1 protein-coding gene is annotated in these 16,373 nt (G+C 65.6%); it reads right to left on the minus strand.

Features of this window, described 5'->3' with window-relative positions; all coding sequences use genetic code 11:
- The gene (locus tag ACYCVF_RS26425; protein WP_459601251.1) at window positions 1-16,329 is read right to left on the minus strand and encodes a leukotoxin LktA family filamentous adhesin; all 16,329 of its coding nucleotides are present in this window, start codon (window positions 16,327-16,329) and stop codon (window positions 1-3) included.
- Window positions 16,330-16,373 lie beyond the last annotated feature (44 nt).

Raw genomic sequence — 16,373 nt, forward strand, 5'->3', positions numbered from 1 at the left:
TCACCAAGCCTGTGCGATACGGCCAACAGCCGGCGTCGCTGTCCCGATCGCCGCGTCCTTCCAGCCCGTGCGTCCCGCACGTTGCCCCTTCTGGCGAAGCTTGCGCACGTCGCCGAGCCCCTCGATGTTGACGGCGGGGCCCGCCCCGATGGTCTCGACCGGACGCGGCGTCATCAGCGCGTCGAGCCGCGCCTGGCCGGAGAGGCCGAGCAGGTAGAACGTCCCGCCGTCCTTCTTCGCGAGCCAGGTCTCGATGCTCTCATTGCCCGCGCCGTCGACCGAGATGTTGCGCACCATGCTGGCGCCGGTGAAGTCGTAGCAGCAGGTGTGGGTCGGCCCGTAATTGGTGACGGTCGCCGAGATGTGGCCGGTGTAGAACACCACATAGGCGTTGCTGACATTGGCATTGCCGATCTGGCTCATCGTGAACACGCCGCCCGGCTGGTAGAGCTGGAGCGCGGGCCAGCTGGACGGCGCCGGCGTGCGGTTGTCGAGCAGCACCTGCGCGTTCGCGGTGGTCAGCATCAGCTGGCCTGGAACGTAGCCGTTGATGATCGAGACGGCAGGCGCATCGGTCCAGAAGGTCGCATCCACCACCCTGAACTGGTTGATGATGATGTGCTCAGGATCAATCGCAACGTTAGCCGAGGTCGCGACGCCGCCGTTGTAACCGGTGACGTTCATGATCAGCGGGATCTGCGGCGTCGAGCGGACCTGCTCGCCCCTGACGTTGATCGTATCGGCCGCGAGGTCGAGCTGCTTGACCACGCTGACGAAGCCGATCGTGAGGTCGCCCGGCGAGGTCAGCTTGACGATATTGCCCCTGATGCGGTCGAGCGAGACCGAGCCCGCCGACGCGAAGTGGGTGTCGCCATTGGCGGAGATCGATCCGCCGCGGATCGCACCCGCATCGGACCGCAAGTCGATGTCGCCGGCATCGCCCGGCATGCCCGTGGTCGTGAGCTGGGTGAAGACGATGTCGTTCACCGCGTGCAGCGTCTGCGTGCCGCCGCTGACGGCGGTGCCGAGCGTGATCGCCCCGGTCGTCGCTGTGATGCCGAGCGAGCCGCCGGCGTTGAGATTGTCCCAATGAATGACGGTGCCCTGCAGCACGGCGTTGCCGGTCGACGCCGTGAGATCGCGGCCGGAATTGGTCCCCGCCGCGATCAGCCTCGCCGAGCCGTTGGCCGAGACCGAGCCGAGCGTGGTCGCGCCGCCTGACGTCACCGTCTGCGCCAGGATGAAGCCGCCATCGGCGGTGACGTCGATGTTGCCGGCGTCGCCTGTGTTACCGGTGGTCGCCAGCGAGTTGAACGTCACGTTCCGGGTGGCATGGACCGTCTGCGAGCCGCTGCTGTCGGCGGTGCCGATGATGATGCTGCCATTGTTCGCGACCGCGCTGAAGCTGCCGCTCGCACCGGTCCCCGTGCCCGCCAGCACCTGGCGCAGCGTCAAGCCGCCGATACCGATGATGTCGACGCTGCCCTTCACCGCCGACAACAGGCTCGCCTCGGTGTCGGTCAGGACATTGACGTAGATGTCGCCGGCGCTCGTGCTCGCCGACAGCCGCGCCGCGCTGAGGACGAACCGGCTCGCCGCGCTGCCGATGCCGTTCGAGGCGTTCAAGGCCACTTCGGCGCCCACGCCAGCGGCGACGATCTTGGTCTGACCGTCGCCATTGTCGACGATCGCTCCGAGCGAGGCGACGCCGCCGGCGGTGACGACGATCGACGAGACGTTCGAGGCCGCCGCGTAGGATTGCGACGAACTCAGCTGGCCGATCGTTGCATCGCCCGTGGTGGTCACCGAGATCAATCCGGCTGCGTTGATGGCGGAATAAGCTCCCATCGACAGCGTCGCGGCGACCAGCGTGACACCATTGAAGCTGCTGGTCGCAGTCACCGGTGCCGCGCTGGTGCCCGCCGCGAAGGTCATGCCGCGGTCGGCGAGCAACTGCATCAGGCCGCCGCTGCCGATGTCGGCATTGACGGTGAGCGCGCCACGCGCAACGTTCAGCGTCAGCGCACCGCCGGCCGTCAGCGTCCCATAGGTGCCGCTGGTGCCGACCGCGAGGTCGCCGGTGACGGCGAGGATGCTGAGGTCGCCGGCCGCCGAGCCCGTCATCGTGCCGGAGATATTCAGCTGCAGCGGCTGGAAGGCGGAGCCGTTGAAGCCGATATTGCCGCCGGCGCGCAGATCGAGATCGGTGCCGAGGATGTGGATCGCCGTGCGGTCCGTGAAGCCGGCTTCGGCGTAGATGCTGCCGGTGGCGGCGAGCTGGATCGCATTTCCGGCGGAGATGTTGCCGAGGATGAGATCGCCGGTGGTCTGCTTCACGTAGATGCCCTGCGCGGACGAGACCTGGTCGAGCTGGTCGTTGGCGGGGTCGGCGAAGGCGATCTGGATCGCGTTCGCGTTGGACGCGGGATCGCTTCCGGCAGCGCCTGGGGCACCGATGTTGCCGTGCTCGGCGATCAGGGTCAGGTTGCCGATGTCGCCGGAGATCACGGGCACACCGGTCACGCCGGCGGCGGCGGAGATGCTGGTGACGGCGTCGAGCTTGACGTCGCCGCGGCCGGTCACCTCGATGCCGTTTGCCTGCGCCGCGGTGATCGGGCCGTAATTCGCGGTGATGCCGCCGAGCGCGAGGCTGTTCTTGCTGCCGAGGTAAATATTCGTCAGCGCCTTGGCCGAAATCGCGATCGGGTTGTCGACGACGACGAGGTTCTGCTGCGACAGGCTGACCGTATAGGTCGTGACGTGGGTCGTCGGGTCCGTGACCGCACCGACGGTGAGCTGGCCAGGGCCGGCCGTGGCGAGCAAGCCCCTCTGCTCCGGCGTCAGCGACGAGGAATCGACGCTGGTGAAGGTGAAGGTCTGGGGCGCCGCCGAATTGCCGACCGAGCCGCGCGGCGCGTAGAGCATGATCTGGTTGGCGCTGACATTGGCCACGACGTTCTCGTCGATCGGCGGCGGCGCCGCGCCGACGGCAGACGACGAAACCGTGTAGGCGAGTTGGCTCTGCGTCCACTGCGCGCCCGCGGTGATGATGCCGTAGACCCGCTCGGTCGATGCGAGCGTGTAGCTGTAGTTCGCATTGTAGGCGTTCAGCGCCGTCTGCAGCGCCGCGTTGCTCGGCAAGCGCTGGTTGGCCGTCGAAACGCCGTCGAACAGCTTCGTGAACAAAGTCGTCGACAGCGAACTGCCGAACAGGGTCCCTAGCGGATCTGCCGGCGCGGTGCCGAGCAATGTCGTCAGCGAGCTCTTGAGTTCGTCGGTGGTGATCTTGCCGAGCAGGAACTGGTCCCGCAGGAACCGCGTCGTGGCCTCGGCCTTCATCTGCGTCGTCGTGACATTTGCGGGATCGATGCCGAGCTTGGCCGCCACTTGTGCCCGCAGCACCGTCAGCCCCACCGAGGTCGGATTGTAGGTGCTGCCGTCCTGGAACGCGATGTTCTTGAGCTGGAAATAGTCGTTGTAGGCCGAGGTCACCATCGACTGGTAGCTGTTGACGGCGTTGGTGGCGGCATTGCCGCTGAGCAGGTCGAGGCTGGCCCAGACGTCCTGGAGATGCTGGCTCTGCGCCTGGGTGAGACCAACCGCCGGCCGGCCGTTCAGGATGCTGGCCTGGTTGCCGTCGGAGCCGGCCGCCTCGAGGAACACCGGCCCGCTGGTCGACTGGACCGTGCCGAGGCGCAGATCACCCTTCGACTGGACGATGTAGGTGCCGGTGGCCGAGGCGCTGTCGAGAACGCCGCCTTCGACGCTGCCGCCGGCCTGAACCGTTCCCGTCGCCTGGATCACCAGCGGATTGATGTTGGTCAGGGTGGACGCGCCGTTGACGACGGCACTCGTCGCGCCGATCGCGCCGGCAGTGGAATTGATCTCGACGTTCTTGCCGATCACGACGGGCGTGGCGACGTCGTAAGCGGCCGCCGAGTTGATGTCGCCATTGGCCGAGAGGAAGACGCTGCCCTGTGGGGCGTTGCCCGTGACGGTCGGGCTCACCCTCACGTGGTCGATCGACAGCGAGCCGACGGCCGCGATTGCGATGTCGTGGTCGATCGAATCGGCCTTCAAGCTGCCGCCATAGACCTGCACCTGGACGGGAACACCGTTCGCGCCGCGCGTGCCGATGCCGCCGTCCGCCGACAGCGTCACGTTCTTGCCCGAGATCATTGGATTATTGGTGCTCGGACCGGACGTAATCGCCGAATTGACGCCGGTGGCCGTGACCGTCGTGTCACCCGAAAGGTTGTTGATCGGACCGTTGACGACGATACCGGAGTTCGAGCTGACATTGACGGTGCTGCTGCCGCCGCCGCTGAACTGGATGTTGATCGGGTTCGACGCCTTGACCGTATTGGTCAGCGTCAGGGTCAGGTGATCGTAGATCTGCTGATACCAGTTGAATTGGGCATCGGCGCCGCAGCACTTCTCCGGATGGGTGTTGCCGCCGGCACTGTGATACGAACCGGTCGCGGTGATGACTTCCTGGAAGTTGGCGGTCTGGAGATTGCCGGTATTGCCGCCACCGCCGGTGGCCTCCATCACGTTCGAAACGAGGCTGATGGTGCGGGTCCAGTTCTCCCCGGTCGCCGGATTCGGCGTGTAGTGCCAGCCATAGTCGAACTGCGTGCTGGTCACCGGGCGATCGAGCGTCGCCGTGTCGACCCACTGGTAATACATGTTCGCCTGCGGCGCGTACTGGATGTTTGCTGTGCCGCTGAGGCCGCTCAGCATCGAGGCAGTGTACGCGCTCGCATTGACGCCACTCGTCTGATACGTCGAGACCTGCTGCCCGCCCGCAGCGGAGGGATTGTAGACGTACCACGTCGTCTGCTGTTTGAGCTGATCGACGATCTGGATCACGCTGGGCGCGCTGACGCCGGTATTGATGGTGTTGGTGACGAGCTGGAGCCCGGTCGTGTTGTTGACGGTGATCGTGCCGGCGCCGCCTTTGACCGCGATGGTGCCCTGGGAGACACCGTTCTCGGTCGAGGTCGAGATGATCTTGCCGTTCAGATAGACGTAGCCGCCGGAGCCCTGCACCACGCCATTCACGATGATCTGGTCGGTGAGCGCGTTGTACTTCACCCCGATCTTGAGATCGCTGGCGACCTGCGTCGTCGCAGCGGCCGTGATGTCGTAATAGCTGCCGTTCCGCGCATTGGTCTGGGCCTGGGCGAAGGCCGTGCTGTTGCCCTTGAGATCGTTGATGGCGGACAACGCCCCGTTGCCGATGTCGACCGAGTAATTGCTGCTCGTACCGCTCTGAATGAGGCCGTTGACGTTGATGACCCCCGCCGAGATGATGATCGCCTGGCCGAGGATGAAGGGCGCGTTCGCGGGCGTTTGGTACCCGGAGGGCGTGGTCGAGCTCCAGTTCGACGACGAGTTCGAGGCCGCGGTTCTCGGCGTGATCACGTCATTCTGGATATTGACGACCTGGAAGTAGGCCGAGCATCCCGAGCAATTGAACGGCGAGTAATAGGTGTCCGTGCGGGTCGAGGTTGAGCCGTCAGGGTTCGTTACGACCGAGTCGTGCGTCGTGTTGCTGAAGACGCCCTGGTCGGTATAGGTATTCCGCTCCCACGGCGCAGTCGAGATGGTCTGGACCGTCGGTCCCTCCATCGCGGAGAGCGTGGCCACGCTACCCACGCTGCCGGCGTTGGGATTGCCGCTGCCGGGAGCACCGGATCCCATCGGCAGGAAGATCGCCGAATAGAGCGACAGGCCGTCGTAGTACGTCATCAGCATGCGCGCGGTGAAGATCGTGCTGTTGGCGGCCGTTTGCTGAACGCCGGTATTACCGTCGACGCAGCAGTAATAGAAATACGGGTGATTGCCGCCTGCTCCGATATGCGGGCTGGTCGCATAGTCGCCATAGGCGCCGAGATAGGTCGCCGCCGCCATCACCGCCGTCAGCGTGTCGTTGTCGGCCGGCTTGTACTGGACACCCGCCCATTGCGAGACGACGTCGTGGTTGGAGGTGTAGAAGCTGCCGATACCGCCGAGGAAGACGAACGAGCCGTTGGGCGCCACCATCTGGACGGTCGCGGCGTTGAGCGACTGCGACGCGACGATGCTGCCGAGCTGATTGGTGATCTTGAGCAGACCGTTCTCGTTGGTGACGATGCCGTCGAAATAGATGTCCGGCGTGCGGGTCAGCTGGTTGCCGTTCCCGTCGACGCCCAGGCCACTGCCGGGATCCACGCGGTTGTAGGTGGCCGAGATGTCGATGATCGGCGTCGCGCTCGGCGTTGCCGTGAACGTCACATTGGAGTGCGAGTCCGGGTCGACATGATCGATCTGGCGGTAGTTGACGTTTCCACCGGTCACGTTGGTGACCGTGAGGTTCGCAAAGTCGGTGAAGTCGAGGCCCCGGTTCTCGACCTTGATCATCGGCGAACCGCGCGCGATCACGGCCGGTGCCGCGTGACCGGCGTCGCTGTTTCCGCTCAGCTTCTGCGCAAGGATCGAGACATTGCCGGCTGACACCAGCATATCGCCGAACGCGAAGGCGTTGCCGGCGGCGTCGGACGTATATGGCGCCTGCTGGATCAGCGCATTGATCTGACGCTGGATGTCGCCGGTCGGATCGGCGCCGGACGGCGACATCGTGGGCGTCGGCGTCCGCACCGCGAGCGCGGTCCGGACTTGCGTCTCGGTCAGGCCGGTGAGCGTGACGAGCTGGTTGACGACGTTCTGGTAGGGATTGAAGCCGCCGACGACGGTGTACTGGACCGTTTGGTGGTTCCAGCTCTTCACCGGGCTGAAGTGATCGACGTCCGAGACGTATTCGAGGGTGGATGACAGTGAGGAGTAAGGGCTCGTCGTGCTCAAGGTCGGCGCGCTTGCACCGAGATCGATCGTGATGATCAGGTCGTTGTTGATGCCCGCCACCACCAGGCCGTTGAGCGCGACATCGCCGGTACCGCTGGTGTGGCTGTGGTTGTCGCTGTTCTTGGCGCTGAAGATGTCCAGATACGGATTGTAATTGCTGCCGTTGCCGGAGGCGGTGACCTGCCCCTGGGTTGCACCCAGATAGATGTCTCTTACACCGAGCACCCGCGAGCCGTCGGCGAGCGTCAGGCTGGTGGTGTCGCCGGCATTGGCCGTGCCGCGGTAGAGAGTCGAGATCGGAATGACTGTGTTGTTGTAGACGACCGTGGTCGCGGTCGCCTGCACGCTGCTGAAGGTGATGGTATCGCCCGACATGCCGGCAAAGATGTTGATGTCGCGCCAGGCCTCGATTGTCGTGCCGCTGCCGACATTGACGGACTGGTCCGCGTGGACCCAGCTGTTGGTGCTGGCACCGACGCCGGCGATCGCGCCATAGAGGCTGGCGTTGGCATTGTTGGAGGCCGCCATCGTCGCCGCCGTGCCGATATAGATCTTGCCTGCGCTGAACAGCTCGCGTGCATTGATGTTCACCGCGAGCGTGGCGTTCGCCGTCATGTTGGATTCGGCGCCGCCGCCGGCGAAGAAGCTGGCCGTGGCGAGACTCGCCGTGTCCCTGGTGTTCAACGTGTTGTAGGCCTCGATGTTGATCACCCCCGTCGACGTCCGCGGGTCGGCGTTGAGGCTCAGGATCGTGCCGGCGCCGATATTCGTGGTGACGGTCTGGGTGACATCGGAGTCGCTGAGCGCGGCGGCACCCGAGAACGAGCCACCGGAGCCCGAACGCGCGCCGCCGCCGGCCTGGTTCACGATGTCGTTGGAGATGACGACCATGTCGCCACCAGCCGAATTGATGATCAGATGCGTCCCGATCTCGGCCGTGGTGGTCGAGTTGACGTCGTTCTTTGCCTTGCCGGCAGAGACACCGGCCGTCGACGCCTGATAGGCGTCGCCGCTCGCGGCATAATTGGTGGTGTGCTTTGCTTCTATTTTGAGGCCGCCGAAATAAAGCGTGTCGCCCGTCGTGCCGCCGTCGAACCGCGCATTGGTCACGGCGGTGGAGTCGGTCGTGGCAACCGCCGCCGCGCCGGCATAGGTGCCGCCCGCGCCGACCGTCGCATTGGAAACATTGGCATCCGTACCGGTCGCCGTGATCTCGAGGATGCCGGTGTAGTTGGTGTGATTGAGAGTATCCATGTCCGCGGGCGCACCCAGATAGGCGTAGGTGTGCGCACTCGACGAGGTCTCCGCGACGGTCGCACCCAGGGCCAGGAAACCGGTCGAAAGGCCGGTCGCCTCGGCGTATTGGGCGCTGTCGTTCTGGGCCGCGATAACCACATCGGCGTTCGGAAGCTCGATCCCCGTTCCGCCATAGGCGCTGACGGTCGCGTTCTGGGAAGCCTTGGCGTAGCTGCCCTGCGCGCCGATCAGCGAGCCGCCGCCGCCGGCGAGCGCCTTGGCCCAAGTCGTCGTGCCGCCGCTCGGAACCAGCGCCATGGCGGTCACGGCCAACGCCCCGCCCGAAAAGGTGACGTCGTTGCCGACATCTGCCGTGACCGTGGCTCCGACCGTGGACTTCGCGATGGCGACGCCGACCGCGCCACCGCCGACCGAGACGCCGATCGCTTCGCTCGAGAGATTGGGCATGACCGACGCAGTCACCAGCGTGCCGACACCGGTCGCGGAGGTGGCGATCGAGGAACCGGAGCCGATCTCGGCGGTCACGTTCGAATTCTCGTGAGCCTCCGCATCCGCACCGATGCCGGCGAGGATACCGCCGCCGAGCGCCGTCGCCGTCGTGGACAATCCGCCGGCGCCGGACGCGCCGACCGCCAGCGTCGAGACGTTGACCGTGGCGTCGTCCAGAACCTTCGCCGCGACCGAACTCGACCGTCCCGCCGTCGCGACCGAAGCGCCGACCGCCGCGGCACCGGCGGTGACGCCGCCCGTGAAGACGACCTGGGTAGAGGAGTCCTGTGCCATGACGGCGACACCGGTACCGCCCGTGCCGTTGATCTGGCCGCCGAGCTGGGCCGTCACGGTATTGGCGACATTGCCGACCGCAACGGCGGCCTGCGCGCCGAAGTAAAGCGCCGCGCCGCCAGCGATCGCCTCGGTGTCGATCGTCTTGCCGCCATAAGGTCCGGTGCTGGCATCCTTGACGACCGCCGCAACGGTCACGGATGGCGCGGACACAATCGCGCTCAGATTGGCCAGCACGCTGCTGTTGACGCTGGTGTAGCCGATCCCCGCACCGATACCGACATTCTTCGCGAAGCCGGCGCCGAGCAGGTACATCTTGGCCGCATTGGCGCTGGTGGCACCGACATTGACCTGCGTGCCCGTGACATTTCCACCGGCGATCTGCGCCGTGACGCCGTCATTGCCGCCGGTGAGAACGTCGCTGACGTTGTAGGTCGATGTCACGTTGGCATTGTTGGGATTGCCGGCGGTGCCGCTGGCGACCGCGTCGCTGCCATGCGAGGAATTGGTACCGCTGTTCACCGCCGCAATGGTGCCGTTGCCGCCCTGATTGAGCTGGCCGGTCTGCTGCCCCTGCGTATCCGGATCGGCGGTGTTGGTGCCGATGATGATGACGCCGACGGTCGCACCGATGCCGACGCTGCCACCGATGCCGGCGGTCACCGCGTAGGACAGCACTTCCTTTGTGCTGAGCGCGTTGACGTTGATCGCACCTGACGAGTTCAGATTGCTGTTGCGGCTTTCCGCGATGGTCTGGCTCTTGAACGCGATGATGTTGGCGGCGGCGCCGACGCCGACCCCTGCCCCGCTGGCGCCGACCGCGAGCGCGCCGGCGATTTCCTTGATTGCCACGTCCTCGTTGGCGTTGATGGTGACTTCGCCGGCCGCGCCGCCCGTCACCGATTGCAGCGTCGTGTCGTAGACGCCGGCGATCGTGGTGTTGTTGGCGATCTCGATATTTGCCATGCCGGCGATCGCGGCCGTTCCGGTCGAGAGCGCGCCGCCGATCGCATAGGCCTCAAAACGGTTCTTGGTCCTGGCCTCGACGTCGAGCGCGCCGCTCAGATTGAGCGCGGTCGTGTGCGCGGCGCCGTTGCCCTGATAGTGGAACTCGTCGCCGACATAGGCCAGGGTCCGGTTCGAAGAGACCTGCACCAGGAATGCCGCGCCGATCGCGGCCTGGCTGCCATAGGCGCCGGAGCCGTTCGCGGAGAAGATGCCGGTGTTGTTATTGGCGTTCACCGTCAGCGACGCGGCCGTCAGCGCGCCGCCATCGACATAGGCTTCCGTCGTCGCCTGGAAGACGTTCAGCCCGACCGAGCCGGTGTTGAAGCCCACGGCGATCGAGGACGCATCCTGCTCGGCATTGGCCTTCACGGTGACGGCGCCGACAATCGGGCTCGACGATTGCACGCCGCCGACCGTGGCATTGGTGATGTAGGCGAACGTGCCGCGCTGCATCGTGGTGCTGATGACGGTGGCACCGCCGCCGCCGTTGCCCGTGGGCGGCACGATACCCGCACCGAACGCGCCGGAATAGGAGAAGCTCGAGGCGGCTACTTCGATCTGCGGCTGAAGCGTCGACGAGGTCAGGCGCGTGTCAATGGCCGCGCTGTCGATATAGGCCCGCGTCGCCCCGCTCATCACATTGGTGATCGGATTGATCATGATCGCGATGCCGCTGCTCGCCGCCACCGAGGCGACGTTGGTCACAACCGCCTGGTGCGAGCTGGCCACCACGGCAAGGCCGCGCACGGTGTCCTGGTTCTCGGAGAGATCCGGCGTAGCGTCGCTCGGCGCGTGGGCGGTGCCGAGATCGAAGGCATGCACCAGCGTGCCGTTGTTGACCGACAGCGTATTGGTCGAGCTGGTTCCGAGCGCATCGACCTTGGTGTTCACGCCGCTGATATAGGCGGCCGTGGTCCCGGTGATCCGGTTCGTCACCAGCGAGCCGGCGCCGCCCGCCGCGCCCTTGCTGATCGACACCGCACCCGCGAACACCGCCGCCTTGTCGTTGTTGCCGGCGATCACGCCGACATTGTTGGTGGCGGTGACGTCCGCGCCGTTGATGCCGTTGGTGCCGGCAGAGGTTATGCTGGCGGTGACGTTGGTTCCCATCAGATTGGTTGCGACGGAACCGGCCAGTCCGACCTGCGACGACATCGCGATCCCGACGGCGACGGTGGAGATGCTGGCGTTCGAGTTCGCGCCGACCGCAACGTTGCCGGAAGCGGTCAGCCTGGAGCCGGTGACGCCCGCGCTGACATTGTTGGCGATGCTGCTGTAGACCAGCGCCAGGCCCGCGGCGCTTCCTTGCGTCGATGCGCCCGCGACCGCGGCCGTTCCGGTGATGCTGGAATTGTCGGTCGCATTCACCGAAATGTTGTTGGCTGTGACCGACGATTGCGACGCGCTGGACTGGTTGTTGCCGATGGCAGCCGAAACGGTGTTGGAGATGCTGCTGATCGTGGTGCCGCCGACGCCGGCGAACTGTCCGGTCGCAAGCCCGAAGCCGATCGTCACCGACTGGATCTTCGAGGAATCGACTGCGCTCACACTGACATTGCCGCTGCTGCCCGCCGACATCAGGACGTTGGCGATATAGGCCGAACGCGTCGTTGCGATCGTGTTGTAGACGATCGAGGCGCCGACGTTGTTCTTGCCGGCCTGGATGAGCCCCGCAACGGAGATGATGCTGGCGCCCGGACCGTTGCCAGTGCCGCCGTTGAGCGCAGCCGCGCCGAAATCGATGCAGTTCTGCCCGCCCGTGCCGCCGGCGACCGTGCACGTGTCCGAGGCGAGATGATTGTTGTTGGATTTCTTGACGAGGTTGCCGAGCGCAGTGTCCAGCGCCGACACGGCGCCGCTGTCCGCCAGCACCGTCACCCGGCCAACGTTGATGTTCACCGTTGCGCCGCTGCTGATATAGGCCGTCGTGGTCGGCGTGATCTCGCTGACGACGATCGCGCCGGCGAGACCGTTGGACCCCGCCCCGCCCGAGGCCGCACCGGCCGCAATCACGCTGGCGCTGTCGGACATCACCAGCAGAGTGTCGTAGTTCGAAATCGACGTGCTGCGGATATGCGCGTCGGTCGCGTTGCCGGCCGTGGGATCGGCGACCGATGCATATGTCAACCCGATGCCGACGCCGGCCTGGCCACCCGATACGTAGAGCGAACCACCGCCGATCGCGATGTTCGTCGTCTGGTAGGCATCGACCTCCAGCGCGCGATTGACGCCCGCGGACTGGCCCGCGATCGTAGAGCTCTCGATATAGGCGTTGGCGCTGTCGGTGATGATGCCCACGGAGGCCGACAAAGACGCAGCATTGGATCTCGATCCTGCCACGCCGATGGCGACGACCGTCTCCGAGCCGCCGTTGAGCGCCTGCACGGTCACCGAACTCTGATTGTTCATGGTGGTGCCGTAGATGTAGGCGAGTGTCGCGTTGTTGGACATCGCCGCCGCGATCGCGCCGCCGATCGCAGCGCCCTGGGCGGACGCTCCGGCCAGGTTGAACGCCGCGGAGCCGGAACCATTGCTGAGGATGGTGTCGTTGAGCGCTTGAACGAGCGTGCTCGTGAGCACGGCGCCCGTCGTGGTGTACTTGTTGACCGTCGTGTTCCTGATATAGGCGCTGGTGCCTAGCGAGACGTCGCTCACGGACGAGCTTCCGGCAAGATCGATGCTGAAGCCGCTGGTGCTCGATCCCGAGGTCGAACCGATCTTGCTCGCGGCCGTCACCACCCCGGCGGTCCCACCGGTCGAGGCCGCGCCGGCAGCGTCCGCCTTGTCGGAGAAACTCGACGACGCCGGCTCGGAGACCGATGCCGCGACGGCCGCCGCGGTGATACGTCCGGAGGTGGTCGCGCTGATCGCGAGATTGTCGACGTTGACCGCCCCGCTTCCGCCGCTGTTGCCGGCAAACGGATCGTTGGAGCTGAATATGCCGGGCTGGATATCGGAGTGGTTGTCGCCGATATAGGCGGAGGTATCGGTATTCGCGCCGAGATAGACGACGGACAATCCAACCGCTGAACCGCCGCTTCCATTGTAGTTCATCGCGCCGGACAGCGTCACGACCGACAGATCCTGCTGGGCCAGGATATTGACGGTCGGAGCATAGACGGTGGCCTGACTCGAGATCGACGCGTGCGTCGTGTTGTTCAGGAATCCGAGCGAAGTGATGCCGTTCAGCGCCAGCGCGCCGGCGGCCTTGCCGGACGACGGGGCGACCGCGACGAACTGATCGGAGGTGGTCGCCGTGACGGCGATGTCGTCCGCCGCCCGCACCGTCGCGCGGTCGGAAATGCCGGCGATGGTGCTGGTGTTGAACTGGACGAGATTGAGCGCACCGCCGACCGAGGAGCCGCCCGACGTATTGCCGGGCAGGAAGCCGAGCGTGCCGACGTTGCCGGCGGCGTCGATCGACGCCGTGGTCGTGGTGGCCACGACCTCGAGGCTGGCGTTGTAGGTGTGGAGGTCGCCATTGTCCATCCCCGCCGACCAGCTGCTGCCGCACGTCGCGGTCGTGCAGGTCGTCGTCAGGTTCGCATTGCCGGCAACCCACGCGGTCGTGTTGTTGTTGACGACGAAATGGTTCAGCGCGCCGGAGATGCCGATCGTGTCGCCGGCGTCGGCAGTGGCATTGGCGTAGCTGGTCAAGATGTTGCCGCCGACGCCCAGATTGCCGTTGAGGTGGCTCAGCACCGCGCCCAGCCCATCCCATTTCAGCCAGGAGTTGGTGATCGGCAATTCGGTGGTCGCATCGACGGCGATATTTGCAGCGTTGATCAGGGCCCCGCCGCCGACATAGGCGTTCGAATTGTGGGTGAAGTTACCCCAGGCGACGGCCGCGCTGATCGCCGTTCCCTCGCCGGACACCCTGTCCTTCGTGATCGCGCTGGACGTCGCATTGCTGCGGACGCCGCGATCGATGACGTTGCTGGCGACGGCGACGTTGCCGCTGGCATAGATGCTGGGTGCGCCGCCGCTCGGGTTCTGCGCGATCGCCGCGGTCGCGCTCTGGGTGCTGTTGGCAAGGGAGAGCGCACCTGCGACCTTGAAATCGAAGCTCAGCGGCACCAGCGAGGACATGTGGTCCCTGATGATCGAGGTCGGCGAGCTGACGGCGACCAGTCCTCTTTCGATCGCCGCGATCAGCGCCGGCAGGCCGGCGATGGACGAAGCCATCGTGGAATTGCTCGTCGTGTCTGACGTCGCTTCGACCAGAACGGAGCCGTTCATCCGGTTCGCGGCGTCGGTTCCGAGCGAAGCGCCGAGCGTCGCAGTCGCGGATGTCGTGATGTCGCTGATGGCGAACGCCCCGCCGACGGCGCCGCTTGCACCCGTCCCGCTCGCGGCAACCGACGTTGCACTGGTCGAGAACGAGTTGTTGTTGATCGCACGCACCTTCAGGGTGCTGCCGCTCGTGTTCACCGTGCCCGCCGCAATATGCGCGCCCGTCTCGACGTTGGCGGTCGTCGTCACCGATCCCTTGGAGTAAGCTACCGTCGGGACGATCTGCGCGCTCGTCGAAGCCGCGACGGCGGAGACGGCGATGGTCGCATCGTTGAGCGCCTTGATCTCGAGGTTGCCGCCGGCGCTGATCGTCGCGCCCGAAGCCACATTGGTCGTGACGTTGCCGTCGAGCTTGCCGACCACCACACCGGCCGCCACCGGCGTGAGGCTACCGAGCAAGGTGGTGGCGACCGCCGGATCCGACGCGATCTCCGTGGCATGCGCGGAAATGGAGACATCGCCGCGGCCGTTGATGTCGGCATGGCTGTTGATGTTGACGGTCGCCGTCGCGCTCGCCGCGACATAGCCGCCATTGAGCCCGAGCAGCGAGGCGGCAAGCGTCGAGCCGACGAGCGCGAAAGCACCGGCCGCCGAACCCTCGAGAAAGTTCGATACCGCCGTCGAAGTCGCCGTGATCGAGACATTGCCCCCAGTGATCTTCCCGTCGACCGTGATCGCCGTCGCGGCGGTGGCCTGGCCCGACAGCTTGGTGTCGCTCGCCGTCGCCGTCAGCGTGACATTGCCGTCGGTGTAGCTGGTCCCGCCGAAATTGACCGCCTGGGCCAGGATCTGCGCACCGTTCTTGATGTCGATGTTCGGCGCGTCGATGATGACGTTGTTGGCATTGCCGGTCGAATGGCCAGAGCCATCGAGACGGCGCGCGTCGATCACCGCATGTGCGGCCAGCGTGATGGAATTATCAGCCTGGATGAGGTAGTTGGCGCCCGCGCTGAGCCCTGCGAGCGCAGCCGCGACAGAACTGTTCGAAAGCGTCACGCCGGTATCGCCCTGGGCCGCATCACCGACCACCAGGTCGGTGGGATCGATCAGCAGCGTCCCCGCCTTGCCGTTTGCTGCGCTGAGGTTAACTTTGGTGCCTAGCCCGACGTCGATGATGCCGTTCGCGCTGAAATCGACGAGACCCGCATTGCCGGTCTTCGAGCTCGCGTTGAACGTCGCCCCGCCCGCCACGGTCAGATTCTGGGCCGCCTTCAGGCGGATCTCGCCGGCATCGCCGGTCTTGCTCGCGATGTTGAGCCTGGCGCTCTTGCCGATCTCGATGTTGTTGCCGGCCTGCACCGTGATGTTGCTCGGCGTCGCGGTCTGGCTGCGCGCGGTCAGATGTCCGTTGACCCGGGCATTGTTGACCGCGCCGATGTGGATCGAGCCGTTGCGCACGGTGATGGCGCTGGCACTACGCAGGCCCTTGGAGTTGACGGAGGCTGCGAATTTCGCGGCATGATCGAGATTGGCGATGTCGCGCTGGCTGGCGCCGCCGACATAGACGTTCTGCCCGGTCAGGCGCACGCCGTCCTGGGCGTTGACCCGGCCGTAGATGCGGATGTTGCCGTCAGGCGAGACCGGGAACGAGCCCGCCATCAGGTTACCGACCGCCGTGCCGTTGATCGCCCCACCGGGGCCGATCAGGCTGTCGGTGAACTCGCGCGTCGGCGTCGAGACGTTGAGGCTGCCGACATTGACCACGCCGCTGCGGCCGACCACGAACCCCTTGGGATCGGCAAAATAGACGTTGCCGCCGATCGCGCCGTTCATGTACGAGTTCAGCGTGCCGTTGACGTAGACCGGGGCATCGCGAACGATGTTGACGAGGTTTTGCGTGCCGGTCGGCAGTTGCAGATTGACGGTGTTGCCCTGCCCGACGCTGAACTGCGAGAACGAGTTGAAGGCGTTGTTGCCTGAAACCGTCGAGGTCGTGACGTTGGTGACGCTGCCGGAGGTCTGCAACGAGGTCCCGGTGCGGCCGTCCGGAACGATGACGTTCGCCGTCTGTGCCTGAACGCGGACGCTGTAAACCGGCAGGAAGACCATCTGCATCGCGCAGAGCAGCGACATCGAACGGAAATGCGCAAGTCCGCGCAAGCCGCGTTCGCCATTGTCTCGCTTCGCAGATGGTCCGCGCATTTCAGATCCTCTTCATCGGCATTGGCGCCGATCCACGACCGGGT

The organism is Bradyrhizobium cedriense, assembly GCF_054602315.1.